The organism is Polaromonas sp. (assembly GCF_049790275.1).
Lineage (GTDB): Bacteria > Pseudomonadota > Gammaproteobacteria > Burkholderiales > Burkholderiaceae_C > Polaromonas.
This window is the reverse complement of the sequence record NZ_JBAQYR010000126.1, coordinates 1-18991: the sequence shown is the minus strand read 5'-3', so window position 1 is coordinate 18991 and position 18991 is coordinate 1. Positions and strand designations below refer to the sequence as shown.

The window sequence follows — 18991 nt, the reverse complement described above, 5'->3', positions numbered from 1 at the left end:
CACCGCCCCCGAAACCCGCCAAGCCTGTGGTGGCCATGCGCGGCGACGACCGCCCCGGTATGCGCAAGGCCGAAGCCGCACCCGCAGGACGCGGCGGCAAGTTCGGTGACCGCAAGCCCGGCGGCAAGCCCGACGGGCGTGGTGGTCGTCCGGCCGACAACAAGTTCGAACCCTACCGCGCCGAACGTGAAGATCGCGGCCGCCCCGCTTACGAGGAGCGCGGCCCGCGCCTGGGTGATGCCGCTTTCCGCGCCCAGCGCGAAGCCTTTGAACACGCGCAGCTGGCGCTGAAAAAGCTCGCAGCGCAGGCGCACGGTGAAGTGCTGACCCACCTGATGACGGCCTGGGAAAAGCGCGACCCGGCACTGGTGCCCAGCGTGCAGGATCTCGGCAAGCAGGTCACGCCGGCCGTGCGCAGCAGCTGGGTGCAGGCGCTGGGCAGTTCGTCCGGTAAGGACGCGCTGGAAACCCTGCTGCGCCTGGAAATCGCCGCCGAGTTGCCGACACCGGCCGAGCACCTGAGCGCGCGCCGCATGCTGCAGCTGGTGCTGCTGACCAAACGCAACGACCCGGCACCGGCACAGACCTGGGGCGAAGACACCGCCAAGGTCCTGGCCACGCCGTATGACGCGGCGCACGCGCGGCGTTTGCAGAATGTGCTGAGGGCTTTGCTCAAGCGCTGAGCGGGCGGCCCCGGGGACGGGGCCCGTCGCGGCGCCGGTGGGATGTTATGAAATAGATAGCTTGCGGCGCCCGTTCCACAAGGGCCCAACGCCGATTTGATGCGAAGGGTCAGGTGGATGTTGCCCGGATCGCCGATTTGGGACGGAAGGCCTTGCAGACCGCGTCGTCGGTTTCCAGGTAAGGCCCGCCTATCAGGTCGATGCAGTACGGCACGGCGGCAAAAATGCCGGCGACGGCCTGCGAACCGTCGGCGTTTTTCAGGCCCTCGAGGGTTTCGGCAATCGCCTTGGGCTGGCCCGGCAGGTTCAGGATCAGGGCCTGGCCGCGGATCACGGCGACCTGGCGCGACAGGATGGCCGTCGGCACGAACTTCAGGCTGATCTGGCGCATCTGCTCGCCAAAGCCCGGCATTTCCTTGTGGCCGACTGCCAGCGTCGCTTCGGGCGTCACGTCGCGCAGCGCCGGGCCGGTGCCGCCGGTGGTCAGTACCAGCGAGCAGCCGGCGTCCACCAGTTCAATCAGCGTGGCGCTGATCTGCGCCTGCTCATCGGGTATCAGGCGCTCGGCAAATTCAACCGGGTTGCGCAGCGCGCGGCCCAGCCACTCTTTCAGCGCGGGCAGGCCTTTGTCTTCGTAGACGCCGCTGGACGCCCGATCGCTGACCGAGACGATGCCGATCTTCACTGCATCGTGGGCCATGGTCAGTTGGCCTCCGGCGCCAGCGCTTCCCGCACCAGCTGGAAAATTTCGCGGTAGGACTTGCCGTGGCGCGGCGCCTCGCCCGGTTTTTCGGGTTTGGCATCCTTGCGCGCCTGGCGCACCAGGGCGCGCAGCTGCTGCGCGTCAGTGTCGGGGTGTTCGGCCAACCAGTCGCCGAGCGCATCGTCGGAAGCGATCAGCTTGTCGCGCCACTGTTCAGCCAGGTGCAACGCCAGCGTGAGCTGCGCCGAGCCATTTTTCTGCTCATCAATCGCGGCGCGAATCGGTTCGGTGTCCAGCGGGCGCATCAGTTTGCCAATGAACTGCATCTGGCGGCGTTTGCCCTCGAAGTTAGTGATTTTTTTGGCCTGGGTGATCGCGTCAATGAGTTTTTCAGGCAGGTCCAGGCGTGCCATCAGGTCGGCGCGCAGCGTGAGCAGGGCTTCACCGAGGGCCTGTTTTTCATCGGCTTCGGCTTTGAGCTGGGTCTTGCTGGGTGGGCCGACTTCTTCTGCGGCAATTTCTTCGGGTTTCACGAAGCGGCCGTGGGACCAGTAGCCCTTGATAGCCTTGGGAGTCTTGTTGTTCATAGCAGTCAGTATCATAGCTACCCTATGACCCTCAAGACCTCCAAGATTTCCTCCAGCCCCAAACGGGCGGGCCGATCCCCAGCGCAACCGGAAAAAGGCTTCAGCTACCACCGTGATTTTTTCGAGGAACTGGTAGACAGCGCCCTGGCGCACGCCAAAAAAATAGGCGCCACCGATGCGGCGGCCGAAGCTTCCGAAGGCTGCGGCCTGAGCGTCAGCGTGCGCAAGGGTGAGCTTGAAAATGTCGAACGCAACCGCGACAAATCACTCGGCATCACGGTCTATGTGGGCCAGAAACGCGGCAACGCATCAACCAGCGATTTTTCCAAAGCAGCAATCGAGCAGACCGTGAAGGCGGCCTATGACATCGCGCGTTTCACCGCCGAAGACAAGACCTCCGGCCTGCCGGCCGACCGCGACATTGCGCGCGTGCACCCCGAACTGGACCTGTTTCACCCCTGGGCCATCGATTCGGAAGGCGCGGCCCGGCTGGCGTTGGAATGTGAAGAAGCAGCACTGAGCACCAGCAAACGCATCACCAACAGCGAAGGCGCGGGTGTGTCGGCCCAACAAAGCCATTTTTTCAGCGCGCACACGCGCGGTTTCCGCGGCGGATATGCCAGCTCGCGCCACAGCATTTCGGTGGCGCCGATCGCGGGCAAGGGCAGCCAGATGCAGCGTGATGCCTGGTACAGCTCCATGCGGGACGCCAGCGAACTCGCCAGCCCCGTGGCGGTGGGCCGCTACGCTGCGGAACGTGCGCTGGCACGCCTGAACAGCCGCAAGATCAAGACAGTGCAGTGCCCGGTGCTGTTCGAGTCGCCGCTGGCCGCCGGCCTGCTGGGCGGCTTTGTGCAGGCCGTCAGCGGCGGTGCCCTGTACCGCAAAAGCACCTTCCTGCTGAACAGCCTGGGCAAGCCGGCTTTTCCGGCGCACATCGACATCAGCGAAGACCCGCACCTGCTCAAGGGCAAGGGCAGTGCGCCGTTTGACGAGGAAGGTGTGAAAACCCGCGCGCGCAAGGTGGTCGAAGCCGGCATTGTGCGCGGCTACTTCCTGAGCACCTACTCGGCGCGCAAGCTGGGCATGCGCACCACCGGCAACGCCGGCGGTTCGCACAACCTGGTGCTGAGCAGCCGCCAGACGGCCGCAGGTGATGACCTCGACGCCATGCTCAAGAAGCTAGGCACCGGCCTCTTCGTGACCGAACTGATGGGCCAGGGCGTGAACTATGTGACGGGCGACTATTCGCGCGGCGCCTCGGGTTTCTGGGTCGAGAAAGGGCAGATTGCCTTTCCGGTCGAAGAAATCACGATTGCCGGCAACCTCAAGGACATGCTGATGGGCATCCAGGCCGTGGGCGCCGATGTTTACAACTACGGCGCGAAAAGCGTGGGCTCGATTTTAATTAACAGGATGAAGGTCGCTGGGTCCTGACGGGGGACGTTTTAAGCCGAGCAGGGGCCGCGGAACCGGCTTAGCCGGGCCGCAGGCGCAGCGGCACCGAGGGGCTGGAGCCTGCGGCTCCAAAGCTGCTTGAGCAGCTTTGGACAGGCGACAGAAGCGAAGCCTCTGGCGTGCGGCGGCCTGCAAGGCCTCGGAAGCTACACGCAGTGAGCGACCGTGGGGGCTTAATTAACCAGCCAGAGCCGCTTTGACCGCCGCCGATACCTGGCCCATGTCGGCCTTGCCGGCGAGCTTGACTTTCACCGCGCCCATGACCTTGCCCATGTCACCGGGGCCGCTGGCGCCGAGTCCGGCCACGATGGCTTTCACCTCGGCAGCGACTTCTTCCGCGCTCAGGCGGGCCGGCAGGTAGGCCTGTAGCACCACCAGTTCGGCGGCTTCCTTGTCGGCCAGGTCCTTGCGTTCGGCCTTCTGGAAGGCTTCCAGCGAGTCCTTGCGCTGCTTGATCAGCTTGTCGACGATCGCAACCACGGCGGCATCGTCGAGCACCACGCGTTCATCGACCTCTTTTTGCTTGAGTGCAGCCAGTAACAGGCGGATGGTGCCCAGGCGCTCGCTGTCCTTGGCGCGCATGGCGGTTTTCATGTCTTCGGTGATCTGGTCTTTGAGGGACATGCTGTTCTCCAGGAATGCAGGATGGAAGGGTCAAAAAGTACAAAAGCCCGCAGAGCGTCCTCGTGCGGGCTTGGGGTTGCCGTGAGGCAATGCCGGAACTGCAGGGTTCAGTACAGTTTCTTGGGCAGCTGCATGGAGCGGATACGCTTGTAGTTGCGCTTGACGGCGGCCGCCTTCTTGCGCTTGCGCTCGGCGGTGGGCTTCTCGTAAAACTCACGGGCGCGCAGGTCGGTCAGCAGGCCGAGTTTTTCGATGGTGCGCTTGAAACGGCGCAGAGCCACGTCGAAGGGCTCATTGTCTTTTACACGAATGGTCGTCATTGATAAGTTGATCCAAAAGGGTACGCCTTTGTTGATCTGATCAGGATCAGGCCGGGCGCGGGTTTGCTAGCAAAGCCTGAGATTATAGCACCCCCACGGTCGTTCACTGTGTGTAACTTCCTGCCCCCCGAGGGGGCCGCTGCGCCTGCGGGCCGGCAAAGCCGGACCCGCGGCCCCACCTTGCTAAAACGGGGCGGGATCAGGGTCAGGCTCCGTTGAGGTTCTTTGCTGCCAAGGCTTCTGCGCAGGCATGGGCTGAGGCCCAAGCCCACTGGAAGTTGTAACCGCCGAGCCAGCCGGTCACGTCCACAATCTCCCCGATGAAATACAGGCCGGGCTGCTTCGATTCCATGGTCTGGGACGACAAATCCCGGGTATCGATGCCGCCCAGCGTGACTTCGGCTTTTTTGTAGCCTTCAGTGCCGGTGGGCACCAACTGCCAGTCGGTCAGCCGGTCGGCCAGCGTCGTCAGGGCCTTGTCGGTGGCTTCGCTGACGGGTTTTTGCCACGCCGGGTCGCGGCTGACCCAGGCGTCGGCCAGGCGGCTGGGCACCAGGCTGGCTAGTTCGTTGGCGATCAGCTTTTTCGAGCTGGCCTTGGCGCGCAATAGCAGGGTGGACAGGTCCACGCCGGGCGCGAGGTTGATGCGCACCGGCTGGCCTTCGCGCCAGAAGCTGGAGATCTGCAGCACCGCCGGGCCGCTCAGGCCGCGGTGGGTGAACAGCAGGTCCTCGGCGAACACCACCGCTTTTTTGCGTTGTTTCGGTGTGGCGTCCGCCGCCCCGGTTTCGATCAGCACCGGCAGCGCCAGGCCCGCCAGCTGGGCATAAGGTGCCCAGGCCTCGCCGTCAAAGGTCAGGGGTACCAGTCCGGGCCGTGGCTCGACCAGGCGCAGGCCGAATTGTCTGGCCATGCGGTAGCCGAAGTCGGTCGCGCCTATCTTGGGAATCGACAACCCGCCTGTGGCAATGACGACTTGCGGTGCTTCGATGCGGCCGCGATCGCTCTCTATTTGATAGCTGCCCGCGCCCGCCGTCATTGGGTCAGTGATGCTTTTGATGCTGCAAGGCTGCCAGCGTGTGACGCCGCCGGCAACACATTCGGCCAGCAGCAGGTTGATCACGTCCTCGGCCGAGCGGTCGCAAAACAGCTGGCCCTTGTGTTTTTCGTGAAAAGGGATCTGGTAGCGCTGCAGCAGGGCGATGAAGTCCTGCGGCGTGTAGCGTGACAGGGCAGAGCGGCAGAAGTGCGGGTTCTCGCTCAGGAAGTTGGCGGGCGTCGCATCGCGGTTGGTGAAATTGCAGCGGCCACCACCGGAAATGCGGATTTTTTCGGCCACTTTGTCGCCGTGGTCCACTAGCAGCACCTTCAGGCCGCGCTGGCCCGCGATGCCGGCGCAAAACAGCCCGGCGGCGCCTGCGCCTATCACCACCACATCGAACGAATGGGCGGGCACGCTCAGACCGCCGCTCGCCGTTCCACGAATTTCAGCCAGCAGGGGCCGCGGAACCGGCTTCGCCGGGCCGCAGGCGCAGCGGCCCCCTCGGGGGGCAGCGCATTACGCGAAGCGAAAAGCGTGGGGGCCAAGTATTTAGCCTTTCCAGGTGAAAGGAAACTTGAACTGCCTGATAAATCCGTTCGGTACATAGTCACCGAGCACGCCATAACGTTCCGGCCAGAGCCGTGTGCTTTTGACCGCCGTGCCGAACAGGTAGTCAATGAAGGCGAAGTGCGCCGAGTAGTTGCGGTCCAGCGCCTCCTGGTCCTGGCTGTGGTGCCAGTGGTGGAAGTTGGGCGTGACGATCACATAACGCAGCGGGCCCAGCCGCACACTGACGTTGGAATGGTTGAACACCGCCTGGAAACCGACGATGACGATGTAGGCGTCGATTACTTCCTTGGAAAAGCCCAGTATGTAGATGGGCGCCAGGATCAGCGTGCGGGTGATCAGCAGCTCCAGGATGTGCTGGCGCGAGCCGGCCAGCCAGTCCATGCTTTTGGCGCTGTGGTGCACGGCGTGCAGGCGCCACAGCAGCGGCACCTCATGGTAGGCGCGGTGCGTCCAGTACTGCACCATGTCGGCGACCAGCACGATCAGCAGCACGCCGGCCCAGAAGGGCAGGCCTTCCACCCAGCCGCGCAGGCCCTCGTTGCCGGCCCAGCCGAAAAATTTGTGCACCATCAGGTTGGTGGCCAGCAGCACGAAGCCGACGATCATGTGGTTGACGATGAAGTGGTGGAAGTCGGTCTGCCATTCGGCGCGAAACACCGGCTGGTCCTTGCGCAGCGCAAACAGCTTTTCGATGAAGATGAAAATCAGCGAAGAGCCCAGCAGGTCCAGGATGAACCAGTCCAGGCCGATGTAAGGCGTGTTGTCGGCAAAGTCGTTCACCGGTACCTTGTGGCCGCCCAGCAGCGCGGTGCCGGCCACCAGCAGGAAGGCCGCGCCGGAGAGCCAGCGCGAACGGTTGAAGATGATGTTGACCAGCGAGATGCCGCCGGCAATCACCAGCGCCGCGAACATGACCATGCGGATGGTGTCCACATTGTAGCTTTTGCGCAGCTGCGGCGTGGTCAGATACTCGGGGAAGTGAAAAGCCAGCACCCCGAGAAAGCACAAAACGCCCAGGCTCAGCGCGATCACGCCGCTGACCAGGCCACGACCGCGGCGCAGCTCGCCATGGCTTTCCGTCAGTTCATTGAGTTTTTCAAGCATGGCTCCCGCTCCCCGTGGCTGTTGTTTTGACCTCGGGAGTGTAGGGCCTCTTCATGCTGTTTGTGCAAGATGCGTTGCGACTCAAAAGGCCCTGCGCGAAGCACAAAACGCCATCAGCGGCCCTTCGCCGCGCGCCGGCCGTCGCAAGAAGCGCTACGGGCTCAGGCGACGCGGGATTGCGCCGAAAATTCGGCTGCTGCCGCCACGCCGCTGATCACGTCGCCTACGACGATGACCGAAGGGCTGGCCATGCCGGACGCGTCAATCGCGTTGGCCAGGCCGCCCAGCGTGGTGGTGATGTGGCGCTGCGTCGGCATCGAAGCGTTCTGGATCACCGCCACTGGTGTCGAGGCGGGCAGGCCGGCCAGGAGTTCGTCCTGGATACGGCTGGCGCCGCTGACACCCATGTAGATCACCAGCGTGAGTTTGGCCTTGAACGCGGTTTCGGCCAGCGCGCGCCAGTCGGTGCCTGCATCGCCGGGCTTGGCGTGGCCCGTCACGAACACCACGCCATGCGCATGCTGGCGATGCGTCAGCGGCACGCCGAGCGAGGTCACTGCAGCCAGGCCGGCCGTGATGCCGTTGATGACCTGGACCTCGATGCCGGCAGCGCGCAGGTGTTCGACTTCCTCACCGCCGCGGCCGAAGATGAAGGGGTCGCCGCCCTTGAGGCGCACGACGTTCTCGCCTTCGCGCACGGCCATGATCATCATTTTTTCGATAAACTCCTGCGGCGTGGACTTGCAGCCGCCGCGTTTGCCGACATGGACAATCCGCGCGCCGGGTTTTGCATAGGCGACGATATCGTCGCTGACGAGGTCGTCCACCAGCAGCACAGTGGCGGCCTGGATGGCCTTGAGCGCCTTGAGCGTGAGCAGCTCCGGGTCGCCCGGGCCGGCGCCGACGAGGGTGCACTGGCCGGTCGGGTTCAGGGAGGTATGGCGGCTGATCATAGTTGTGAGCTGGTTTGCAAGATATGTTCCACCTGACGGGCAATCGATGCGGGCACGGCGTGGGTACCCGCAAGAACCGCGCGGATATAGGCTGCCGTGCTCGCGCTGTCGATTTCCCTGGGCAGGTCCGGCACGCTGGCCAGGGTGCCCGGCTGCGCTTCCTGCAGCAGTGAACGCTTGCCGGCAATGAAGGCTTCCATCTGCGGTGTGCGGCGCGCGTCGGCTACCACCTCGCCCTCGGTGCCGCGCAGCAACAGGGCGTTCGCGCCGATCAGCTCGAAGGTCTTGCCCATGGAGATCGCGTATTCGGGGTGCGTGTAGCTGCTGACCACCAGTGCCTTGCCCAGGCAGGGGTTCATGATCTTGACTAGGCTGTGCGCCGGGTTGCGCAGGCCAACCGCGCGCCGCACGTCAAGCAGGCGCTTGAGGCCCGGGCAGAGCAGCTCGGTGGCGGCAAAGACGACTTCGCCATCTGCTATTGTTCTGATAGCTGTCAGCGCATGTATATCAAGGGCTGAGAGCACTTCCGATGCAAAGATGCGGCTCGATTCGGTGGCCGTGCCGTGCACCAGCACCGGCAGGCCGTGGCGCGCCAGCAGCAGCGCCAGCAGGGGCGTCAGCACCGGCAGCTTGCGCGCGCCGTTGTAGCTGGGCAGCACCACGACGGGTTTGGCGCTGGCCGGAAAACGCTGCATGCGCTGGTAAGTGGCATCCAGGAAACCCGCCATCTCTTCGGGTGTTTCGCCCTTGATACGCATGGCCAGGCAGAAGCCGCCTATCTCCAGGTCGGTCACGGTGCCGTCCAGCACCTGGCCGAAGAGGTCGCAGGCCTGCTCACGCGTGATTGGCTTGGCGCCGTCCTTGCCGCGGCCTATGACCTTGATGTATTGAGCAATAGGCATGCGTGATTGTCCGTCAAGGCAGATAACTTCTGGTTATGAGCTTAAAGGCAAGGTTCAGGCGACAACCCTGATCGGGATCACGGTGCGTCCGCCGGGGACGCTGCCCGCCGTGGCGTGCCGGGCTTCGGTGGCGGTCCGGATGATGCGCTTGATTTCGGGGACGCAGGAGCCGCAGTTGGTGCCGCATTTGAGTTTGCCCTGCAGCGCCGCCAGGCGTTCCTCGTCACTGGCCAGGTAACCCGCGCCGCCGGCGGCCGTAGTGATGTCTGCCAGGCAGGTGCCGATCTCGGCATCGGTCACGCCGAAGCAAGTGCACACGGGCTTGCCGCGCGACTGCAGGGCCACCGGTGCCTTGGCGCCGGGCAGCAGCAACAGCCGGCCGTAACTTTGCGCCGGCAGTTCGTCCTGCAGCAGGGTTTTGATCCAGGCCTGGGCGCTGACGTCTCCGGCGAGTACAAAACCGGCCAGCTCGGCGTTCTCGCCCTTACGCACCAGCAGCGCCGTGCGGTGCTGGCCTTTTTTCCTGTCCACATAGCGCAAGGCATCGGCTCCGCCCAGGCCGAGAATGTCTTCGATTTTTTGCAGCAGGCCTTCGGGCGGCGCTTCAAAACCGGCGGCGCGAAACAGCACGCCGGTACGCTGGCGGCCGGCTTCTCCAAGTGGAACCTCGTTGGAGAAAGGTACGCAGCTGCTGAAGGTGAAGCTTGCCATCATGGGTTTGAGCTGCTCGCGCGCCGTCAGCGCCTGGTCTTCCGGTAGCCAGGCCATGGCCAGCAGTGACCAGGGCAATTCGGCCTTGAGAATCTTGACCGCTGCGTGTTTGAGTTCGGGCTGTTTCGAGCTGGGGCAGTAGGCGGAAGTGGTGAGCGCATTGACGCCGGCCAGCCGCTCGCCCTTGCTCGAGAGCCCGCTCAGGTAGTCGTCCCCCCAGTGCATGGCCATGAAGGCCTGGCTGACGGCTACTTCAGGCGAAGCCTGTAGCGGCACCACGATGGAGCCGCGTTTGGACGTCACGTAGACCAGGTCGCCGTCTTTGAGCAGGCGGCGCGCCATGTCCTGGGCGTTCATCTGGATGGATGGTTCGGCGACGTGGCCGAACAGTCGCCCTAACGTGCCGGTGCGGCTCATGCCGTGCCACTGGTCGCGCAGGCGGCCGGTGGTCAGCGAGAAGGGATAACGCGATTCGCGTTGTTCCGCGACCGGTTTGTAGACCGTGTTGACGAACCTGGCCTTGCCGTCTTCGGTCGGGAAAATGCCGTCTTCATACAGGCGCACCTGGCCGGTGCTCTCACCTTCCCTGAGTGGCCACTGCTGCGGTGCTGCTTCCAGCATGGCGTAGCTCATGCCAGTGATGTCGAGGTCGCGCCCGCGTGTCGATTCGCGGTGCTCGTTCCAGATGGCTTCCACGCTGGCCATATCGTCATGGGTTGACCAGGGGAAAAGCGAGCTGATCTTCTGCGGGGGCAACAGTTTTTCCAGCCGCTGCGCAAAAGCCATGGCGATGGACCAGTCGTGCCGCGTTTCCCCGGGCGCGGGCACGGCCGGGAGCACGCGACTGATGCGCCGTTCGCTATTGGTCACCGTTCCGGTTTTTTCGCCCCAGGTGGTGGCCGGCAGCAGCAGGTCGGCATAGTCGCAGGTTGAGGGCGTGGCAAATGCTTCCTGCACCACGACCAGCTCGACACGCTCCAGCGCGCGGCGCACGGTGGTCTGGTCGGGCATGGACTGGGCCGGGTTGGTGCAGGCGATCCACAGGGCCTTGATCTCGCCGTCGGCCGCGGCCTGGAACATTTCCACGGCCGTCTTGCCGGGCTTGTCCGGGACCGAGGGAATGCCCCACAAGGCGGCGACTTCGGCGCGGTGCTGCGGGTTGGCCAGGTCGCGGTGCGCGCTCAGCAGATTGGCCAGCCCGCCGACTTCGCGGCCGCCCATGGCATTGGGTTGGCCGGTCAGCGAGAAAGGCCCGGCACCGGGCTTGCCGATCTGGGCGGTGGCCAGGTGCAGGTTGATCAGCGCCGAGTTTTTGGCGGTGCCGCTGCTGGACTGGTTCAGGCCCTGGCAATACAGGCTCAGCGTCGCGGCAGAAGTTGCAAACAGCTTCGCAACGGTGAACAGGTCTTCCTTTTTGATGCCGCAGGTGTCGGCGACCAGGTCCGGTGTGTAGTCGCGCACCGTGGTTTTCAATGCATCGAAACCGTTGGTGTGTCCGGCGATATAAGCCGGCTGGGTCCAGCCTTCCCACAGCATGATGTGCAGCATGCCGTTGAAGAGCGAGACATCGGTGCCGGGCTGGATTGGCAGGTACAGATCGGCAATGCCCGCGGTGTCGGTGCGGCGCGGGTCGCAGAAGATGATTTTCATGGCCGGATTGGCAGCCTTGGCATCTTCAATGCGGCGAAAAAGAATCGGGTGCGCGTAGGCCGTGTTGCTGCCGACAATGAAGATGCACTGCGCGTGGTTCACGTCGTCGTAGCAACTGGGCGGTGCGTCGGCGCCCAGTGTCTGCTTGTAGCCGGCCACCGCACTGCTCATGCACAGGCGCGAGTTGGTGTCGACGTTGTTGGTGCCTATCAGGCCCTTGGCGAGCTTGTTGAAGACGTAATAATCTTCGGTCAACAACTGGCCCGAGATATAAAAACCAACGGAATCCGGACCGTGCTGCCGGATGATGTTCGCAAAACCCTCGCTGGCGATATCCAGTGCGCTGTCCCAGCTGATGCGCTGCGCCGGGCCGCCGCGCTGTTCGCGCCGCATGGGATGCAGCAGGCGCGTTTGCCGGGTCACGGCGCTCGATGCGGTCAGGTGCAGCGTTGAACCCTTGGTGCAGAGCCGGCCGAAATTGGCCGGGTGCTCCGGGTCGCCGCGCACAACCGTGATCTCGCCTGCGCTGGACTCAATGATCACACCACAGCCCACACCGCAGTAGGGGCAAGTCGAGCGCGTTTCGCGCATCATGCTTTGCCCCTGCGAAGGTGTTTCCAGATCATCGCAAGGCGATCTGCAGCGCTCGCTACCAGATCGCAATACGGGCAGGTGGACCGTGTTTCCTGGGTCATCACGCAGTGTGCGGGGCCTGCACGTCAAAGGTCTGGTCGCCCAGCGCCCCGGTGGAGGCGCAGGGGCCGGCACGCGGTGCGGCCAGGTCCAGCGCCAGCGTGGCCAGCTCAACAGGGCTGAGCATGACCTGGCCAGCCTCGACCTTGCACGCAAACTTCGGCGTACAACCTTCGTCGGCGCCCTGGGCGCAGCCGTCGGCCAGACCGATGGTCCAGTTGTGCAGCGGGCAGGCCACGCTGGTGCCGAACACAATGCCCTGTGACAGGGGGCCGCCCTTGTGCGGACACCGGTCCAGCAACGCAAACACCTGGTCTTCTGCGTTGCGGAACACGGCGACATCGACGCCGCGCGGACGTGCCACCCGGCGCGAGCCGAGCACGGGGATGTCGTCAACACGGCAAATCACGGTCCATTCATTCATCTTCATGCCTCCTGTCCTGCCGCTTCCAGCTTGGTGAACTGCCGCGTATCGACCGCGGCTTCCTTCAGATCGAACCATGGGTCGGGTTCGCCATCGAGCGCAAACTGGAGTTGCTCCCACAGGGCCTTGCGGCCTTCGTGATCGTCGAGAATTTTCTTCTTCACGTAGTCCAGGCCTACGCGGTTCACGTAGTGCACGGTGCGTTCCAGGTACCAGCCTTCCTGGCGGTACAGCTCGCAGAAAGCGCCGGTGTATTCCAGCACTTCGGCCGCGGTCTTGAGCTTGGTGAAGAAGTGCGCCACCTCGGTCTTGATGCCGCCGTTGCCGGCGATGTACATCTCCCAGCCCGAATCCACGCCGATGATGCCCACGTCCTTGATGCCGGATTCGGCACAGTTGCGCGGACAGCCGCTGACCGCGAACTTGACCTTGTGCGGCGCGTACATGCGCCACATCGCGCGCTCCAGGTCCTTGCCCATCTGCGTGCTGTCCTGCGTGCCCATGCGGCACCATTCGCTGCCGACGCAGGTTTTCACCGTGCGCAGCGCCTTGGCATAGGCGTGGCCCGAAGGCATGCCAATGTCTTTCCAGACGTTTTGCAGGTCTTCCTTTTTTACGCCCAGCAAATCGATACGCTGGCCGCCGGTGACCTTGACGGTCGGGATCTTGTACTTGTCCACCGCATCGGCGATGCGGCGCAGCTCGCTGGCAGTGGTCTCGCCGCCCCACATGCGGGGAATGACGGAATATGTGCCGTCCTTCTGGATGTTGGCGTGGCTGCGCTCGTTGATGTAGCGGCTTTGCGGGTCATCCTTGGCTTGCTTGGGCCAGGTGCTGATCAGGTAGTAATTGACGGCAGGGCGGCAGCTCGCGCAGCCGTTGGGTGTGCGCCACTCCATGAATTTGTACACGTCGCTGATGCTCAGCAGCTTGTTGGCGCGGATCGCATCGCGCACCGCCTGATGGCCGTGCTCGGTACAGCCGCACATGGCCTTGAGTTTGGGTGTGGCCGAGTAGTCACCGCCGGCGGTGGCCATCAGGATCTGTTCGACCAGGCCGGTGCAGGAGCCGCAGGAGGCGCTGGCCTTGGTGTGTTTGCGCACCTCGTCCAGCGTGAACAGGCCTTTTTCCTTGATGGCCTTGCAGATCGTGCCCTTGGTTACGCCATTGCAGCCGCAGACCTCGGCTTCGTCGGGCATGGCGGCGGCCTTGTTGTGGCCTTCGTGGCCCGCATCGCCGATATTGGACTCGCCGAACATCAGCTTGTCGCGGATGTCCCCGACGCTGCGGCCGTCGCGCAGCAGCTTGAAGTAATAGCTGCCGTCGACGGTGTCGCCATACAGGCAGGCGCCGATCAGCTTGTCATCCCTGATGACCAGCTTCTTGTAGACGCCGCCGAAGGGGTCGCTCATGACAATTTCTTCCGTCCCTTCACCGCCGGTGAATTCGCCAGCCGAAAACAGGTCGATGCCGGTGACCTTGAGCTTGGTGGAAGTCAGCGAGCCGGTGTAGCGGCCGATGCCGAATTGCGCCAGATGGTTGGCCGCCACCTTGGCCTGTTCGAACAGTGGTGCCACCAGACCGTAGGCGATGCCGCGGTGCGCTGCGCATTCGCCCACTGAATAGATGCGTGCGTCCGTCACGGTCTGCATGGTGTCATTGACCACAATGCCCTTGTTGCAAAGCAGGCGCATGCTTTCGGCCAGCTGCGTGTTGGGCCGGATGCCGACCGCCATGACCACCAGGTCGGTGGGCAGCTCGATCCCATCCTTGAACTTGATGGACTGGACCCGGCCTTCTGCATTGCCGGTCAGCTCCTGCGTCTGTGCGCCAATCATGAATTTCAGGCCGCGGTCTTCCAGTGACTTCTGCAGCAGCTTGCCCGCGACGCTGTCGAGCTGGCGCTCCATCAGCCAGGGCATCACATGGACCACGGTGACGTCCATGCCGCGCAGCATCAGGCCGTTGGCCGCTTCGAGGCCCAGCAGGCCGCCGCCAATGACCACGGCTTTTTTGTATTTCTGTGCCGCGTCAATCATCGCGTTGGTGTCGGCGATATCGCGGTAGGCAATCACGCCCTGCAGGTCCTTGCCCGGGATTGGCAGGATGAAGGGATTGGAGCCGGTGCACATCAGCAAGCGGTCGTATTCCTCTTCGGTGCCATCCTCGGCGCGCACGATGCGCCTGATGCGGTCCACCTCAACGACCTTCTTGCCGGCGTGCAGCGTGATGTGGTTGTCCTTGTACCAGTCCCAGCTGTTGAGCACGATCTCGTCGAGCGTTTGTTCACCGGACAGTACGGGGCTGAGCAATATTCGGTTGTAGTTGGGGTGCGGCTCGGCGCCGAAGACCGAGATGTCGTACAGCTCGGGCGCGACCTTGAGCAATTCCTCGATGGTACGGACGCCGGCCATGCCGTTGCCGACCATCACGAGTTTTGATTTTTTCATGGGGTCACTCCAGATTGATTGATGCGTTCATCGCAAGCGCCATGCCACGGCCACAGGCCGGCAGCGCAGGTTGGACGGGGGAAAATAACGGGCCACACACGCTGCTGCGCGCCAGGGCCGTTTGGCCATGAAGGGTGTGCAGGCCGGCTCGCCGGCTGTTGAAAATTGAGATGGAAACCATGATGCTCTCTCCTGTCGAACAGGGACACGGCTGTGTAGCCGGTATGAGGCACATCAATACGCACGTCGTTATGCGCAGAACCCGCAGTGCTTTCGCTAAGGTTGGGCGCTTCGTTACGCCCGCGAATGACTACGCAAAAGTTGTGCCATATCATCAAGAGGACGGGCGGGTGTTATCGTCCCGGCCGGAAGCGTGGCGCGCGACTTGCGTTCCCTGCAGGCAGTTTCCCCTCTCAAAAACCTGATTTTTATGACCTCCGCACTGGTAATCCTGAACGGCCCCGCCGGCCCCCATCCGCTTGCCGCCGATCTTGAAGCGGCTGGCATTGAGGTGCTGGGTGTTGTGCACGGGTGCAGCAAACTGGTGCAGGAGGTGTTGCGCCAGGAGCCTGATGTGGTGATTTGTGATGACCCGCTTCCCGGCGAAGCGCTTTTCAGGGCGCTGCAGGTTGTTGGTGACACCTCGCCCCGGCCGCTGGTTGTTTTCACCACCGACGCGGATGCAGGAAGGATTGCACGTGCCACGGAAGCCGGCGTTCACGCCTATGTGGTCAATGGTTACGGCCGGCAGCGGCTGCGGCCGCTGATCCATCTGGCGCAGGCCCGGTTCAGCCGCGAACAGGCCCTGCGCGCCGAAATGCGCGACATCTCCAGCCGTTTCGAAGAACGCAAGATGGTGGACCGGGCCAAGGGCATCCTGATGCGCGCCCGGGAGGTGTCCGATGACGATGCCTTCCAGATGCTGCGCACCGCATCCATGCACAGCAACCAGCGCCTGGGTCAGGTTTCGCAGCACATCATCCATTCAGCCCGTTTTGCGGAAGATGTGAACCGTTCGGGCCAGTTGCGCATGTTGTCGCAGAGGCTCGTCAAGCTGGCGCTGCTGCAGCTGGCAGGTGTGCAGCTCGCCCAGGTCCAGGAACGGCTGAAGGATTCGGTGGCCCGCATTGATGCCAACCTGGCGGCCTTGGGCAAAAGCCTGTCCCCGCCGACCTTTGGCGACCTGCTGGGGCAGGTCCAGCGTACCTGGGCGCAACTCAAGCCGCTGCTGCAGGGCGCGCCCCAGGCGAGCCACATGGCGCAGATGGATGCCCTGGCCGAGCAACTGCTGCAGGAGGCCGAACGCCTGACCAGCAGCCTGGAAAGCGCAGGCGCCATGCCGCCGCTGCAGGTGCTCAACCTGGCCGGCCGCCAGCGCATGCTGAGCCAGCGTTTTGCGAAATATGCCCTGATCGACATGCTGGGCGCGCAGGCCGCCATGCAGCCGGACGCGGCGGGCCTGGCCGAGGCGCGCGCAGCTTTTGAGACGGCGCTGCACTACCTGAACGAGATTCCCCTGACCAGCAGGGAAATCCGCGGCGCGCTGGATGCCGCCGCCGTCTGCTGGGCCCAGATGCTGGCCAGTACGGCCCCCGCCAGTGGTGCGGGGCGGCAGGACCCGGAGCGCCTGCCGCGTCTGGCTACTGCCAGCGAGGAGCTTCTCGACGTGTTCGAGAAGCTGTCCGTGCACTATGGGCGGAGCATGCAGATGCTGGTGGGTTGATCGTGATCCTGGATTCCCCAGTCGACCGCTTCGATTCGCTGGCTAAGCCTGATGAAATACTTACCTTTCACACACGTACACCGTCACTATTTGGGCGGCTGGCTCTACGCACCCGATTGAGCCCTTGGCGCCGCGCCTGGTTGCGTTGCTCCGCCTTGCAGGCAGTGGCCTGCCGCGTTGTCGCGCCTTGCCAGACGCGCCGCCAAGGGTCCACTCGGACGCGTTCAACTGAGGAATCCAGAATGATTGTTGCGATGCACCATTTTCGGGCGCAAAAATTGCTTGCTTTGGTGCATGGCATTTGACATAGATATCGGCTTCGCATCGCTTGCAGGGCGCAAGGACATCAACGAGGATTTTTGCGCGGCCATGTTGCCGGAGCCCGGAGGGGAAAGCATGGGCTCCATCGTCGCCATTGCCGACGGCGTGAGCACCGGCGGCATGGGCAAGGAGGCTGCGCAAACCACCGTCACCAGCCTGGTACGCGACTATTACGGCACGCCCGAAACCTGGGACACCACGGTGGCGCTGGATCGCATCATCAGCGCGCAAAACGCCTGGCTGGCAGGGTTGAACCGGCGCCGGCATCCTGCGCTCGGCCTGACCACACTGACCGCCCTGGTGTTGCGTGGCCAGTCGTACGCGCTGGCGCATGTGGGCGACACCCGCGCCTACCTGTTGCGAGAAGGGCGCATGACCCAGCTCACCACCGACCATGTCATGGACCACCCGGATTTCCGGCACCAGCTGCTGCGCTGCGTGGGCGCGGAGGACCGCCTGGTGATGGACTATGACCAGGGCGATTTGCAGGTGGGCGACGTGTTTGTGCTGCTGTCAGACGGCGTGCACAACGCGGTAGCCGACAAAAAGCTGCAGGGACTGGCCGGCGCAGCCGTGCCGGCCGGGCAGGCCGCCGACCATGCGCAGCGCATCAGTCAGCAGATGGTGGATGCGGCCATGGCGGCGGGCACGCAGGACAACGCCACGGCCCTGGTGGTGCGCGTGCTCGGTTTGATGGACGCCACCCTCCAGGACGAAAACCGGCGGGCGCTGATGCTGCCCGTGCCGGCCCGGCTCAGGATAGGCGACAGCCTGGACGGCCTGACGGTGACCGCACCGGTGGCCGACAATGGCATCAACGTCCTCTATCAGGTCAGATATACGGCCCCCACACTTGCCGCTGCGTGTGCTGCGCTGCCCCCCGGGGGGGCGCTGCGCCTGCGGCCCGGCGAAGCCGGTTCCGCGGCCCCGGCTGACAAGGAGGGCCCTCCCACGCGTGCCGCACCTGGCAAACTTTATGCCCTGAAAACCCTGCACCCGGCGCGCGCCCACGACCCGCAGGAACGCGCCATGCTGGCGCATGAGGCCTGGCTGGCCAAACGCATGCGGTCCTCCCGCGTTGCCGGCCACCTCGTCCACATCCACGACCGCTTGCCCGGCGGTGGCGAGCCCGGCGCTTTTTACTTGCTGTACGACTGGCATGCCGGCGAAACCCTGCAGCAGATGCTGGACCGCAAGCACCGTTTCAGCCTGCCGCAGGTGCTGGCCTTGGCAACGCAGGCTGCCACGGCGCTGGGTCTGCTGCACCGCCAGCATGTGATCCACCGCGACGTCAAACCGGCCAACCTGCACCAGGGCGAAGACGGCGTGCTGCGCCTGCTCGACCTGGGAGTGGCACTGACCGGACGTGAGCCCGAGGCCATGCGCAAGCTGCATGCGGGCACGCCCAGCTACATCAATCCCGAGCAGTGGGGCTTCAGCAGCAAAGCCTCGGCGGCCGGCAAGGACGGGCCCGAAGAGCTGCCCGACGCGCAGAGCGACCTGTTCGCCCTGGGTGTCACGCTGTACCAGTTGCTGACCGGCAAGCTGCCCTACGGCGAAGTCCTGCCGTACCAGGCCGGGCGTTATTACCGGGACCCGACGCCGCCCAGCCGCCACAACCCTGAAGTGCCGATCTGGCTGGACCATGTGGTGCTCAAGGCCGTGGCGCGTGACAAGCGCCAGCGTTTCGAAACGGCGGAAGAGTTCCTGCTGGCCCTCGAGCGCGGCGCTTCGCGGACCCTGTCGGCACTGCCCGCAACGCCGCTGATCCAGCGCGATCCGGCTGCCCTTTGGAAGATAGCCCTGGCGCTGTCCGTGCTGCTCAACGGCCTGCTGGTGTACTGGCTGCTGTTTTTGCCGCGGTAGCAGTGAGAGGGCGGTTGCCCCGGAATTTACAGGCGTTTCAGGCCCTCCGCCCTTTCTGGACGGGCGCAGGCGGCTATTGATTTAGGGGCTTAGGAAGCAAAGTTTGTTAAAGAGGATTGCTTCGTAGCAAGGATAACAGCGCTTGGTAGAGGCTTGAGTGACGGTGGTTGAATCTGAACTCGGTTTCCTTCAAATGCAGGTAGAACG

14 protein-coding genes and 2 pseudogenes are annotated in these 18991 nt (G+C 64.0%); 4 read left to right on the top strand and 12 right to left on the bottom strand.

The window, feature by feature from the left end:
* Positions 1 to 683 (top strand): annotated as a pseudogene (locus WA904_RS17510) (DUF349 domain-containing protein); the annotation flags it as partial.
* Between the two features lie 109 nt (positions 684 to 792).
* Here the strand turns inward: WA904_RS17510 and mog are convergent.
* A complete protein-coding gene (gene mog, locus WA904_RS17505; protein ID WP_425198404.1) occupies positions 793 to 1383 on the bottom strand; it encodes a molybdopterin adenylyltransferase in 591 nt (196 codons plus the stop codon).
* Positions 1384 to 1385: 2 nt separating this feature from the next.
* Positions 1386 to 1973, bottom strand: a complete 588-nt coding sequence (gene yjgA / locus WA904_RS17500; protein ID WP_425198403.1) for a ribosome biogenesis factor YjgA — start codon at positions 1971 to 1973, stop codon at positions 1386 to 1388.
* 24 nt (positions 1974 to 1997) lie between these two features.
* Between yjgA and pmbA the strand changes: the two genes are divergently transcribed.
* Positions 1998 to 3410, top strand: coding sequence for a metalloprotease PmbA (pmbA, locus tag WA904_RS17495; protein WP_425198402.1), 1413 nt, complete (start codon positions 1998 to 2000; stop codon positions 3408 to 3410).
* 198 nt (positions 3411 to 3608) lie between these two features.
* Here pmbA and WA904_RS17490 read toward each other — a convergent pair whose 3' ends face one another.
* From WA904_RS17490 to nirB, 9 genes are all read right to left on the bottom strand, one after another.
* Positions 3609 to 4055, bottom strand: a complete 447-nt coding sequence (locus WA904_RS17490; protein ID WP_425198401.1) for a GatB/YqeY domain-containing protein — start codon at positions 4053 to 4055, stop codon at positions 3609 to 3611.
* Between the two features lie 107 nt (positions 4056 to 4162).
* Positions 4163 to 4375 carry a 30S ribosomal protein S21 gene (gene rpsU, locus WA904_RS17485; RefSeq protein ID WP_007872347.1) on the bottom strand — a complete coding sequence of 71 codons (213 nt, stop codon included), beginning with the start codon at positions 4373 to 4375 and terminating at the stop codon, positions 4163 to 4165.
* 205 nt (positions 4376 to 4580) lie between these two features.
* Entirely contained in the window at positions 4581 to 5831 is a 1251-nt protein-coding gene (locus WA904_RS17480; RefSeq protein WP_425198400.1) for an NAD(P)/FAD-dependent oxidoreductase, read from the bottom strand.
* Between the two features lie 135 nt (positions 5832 to 5966).
* Entirely contained in the window at positions 5967 to 7091 is a 1125-nt protein-coding gene (locus WA904_RS17475) for a sterol desaturase family protein (protein ID WP_425198399.1), read from the bottom strand.
* Positions 7092 to 7252: 161 nt separating this feature from the next.
* On the bottom strand, positions 7253 to 8044 hold the full coding sequence (gene cobA, locus WA904_RS17470; protein ID WP_425198398.1) for a uroporphyrinogen-III C-methyltransferase: 792 nt from the start codon (positions 8042 to 8044) through the stop codon (positions 7253 to 7255).
* Complete coding sequence (ybiB, locus tag WA904_RS17465) at positions 8041 to 8946, bottom strand: DNA-binding protein YbiB (RefSeq protein ID WP_425198397.1); 906 nt, start codon at positions 8944 to 8946, stop codon at positions 8041 to 8043. The genes cobA and ybiB overlap by 4 nt, the downstream gene beginning before the upstream one ends.
* Positions 8947 to 9000: 54 nt before the next feature.
* On the bottom strand, positions 9001 to 11898 hold the full coding sequence (locus WA904_RS17460; RefSeq protein WP_425198405.1) for a molybdopterin-dependent oxidoreductase: 2898 nt from the start codon (positions 11896 to 11898) through the stop codon (positions 9001 to 9003).
* Positions 11899 to 12001: 103 nt separating this feature from the next.
* Entirely contained in the window at positions 12002 to 12424 is a 423-nt protein-coding gene (gene nirD / locus WA904_RS17455; protein WP_425198396.1) for a nitrite reductase small subunit NirD, read from the bottom strand.
* 2 nt (positions 12425 to 12426) lie between these two features.
* Complete coding sequence (gene nirB / locus WA904_RS17450; protein WP_425198395.1) at positions 12427 to 14874, bottom strand: nitrite reductase large subunit NirB; 2448 nt, start codon at positions 14872 to 14874, stop codon at positions 12427 to 12429.
* A 430-nt stretch (positions 14875 to 15304) separates the two neighbouring features.
* On the opposite strand from nirB, the gene WA904_RS17445 reads away from it, so the two are divergent.
* Both WA904_RS17445 and WA904_RS17440 read left to right on the top strand, forming a co-directional pair.
* Complete coding sequence (locus WA904_RS17445; RefSeq protein WP_425198394.1) at positions 15305 to 16597, top strand: type IV pili methyl-accepting chemotaxis transducer N-terminal domain-containing protein; 1293 nt, start codon at positions 15305 to 15307, stop codon at positions 16595 to 16597.
* A gap of 294 nt (positions 16598 to 16891) precedes the next feature.
* On the top strand, positions 16892 to 18784 hold the full coding sequence (locus WA904_RS17440; protein WP_425198393.1) for a protein kinase domain-containing protein: 1893 nt from the start codon (positions 16892 to 16894) through the stop codon (positions 18782 to 18784).
* Between the two features lie 106 nt (positions 18785 to 18890).
* Here WA904_RS17440 and WA904_RS17435 read toward each other — a convergent pair.
* Positions 18891 to 18991 (bottom strand): annotated as a pseudogene (locus tag WA904_RS17435) (IS1595 family transposase); the annotation flags it as partial.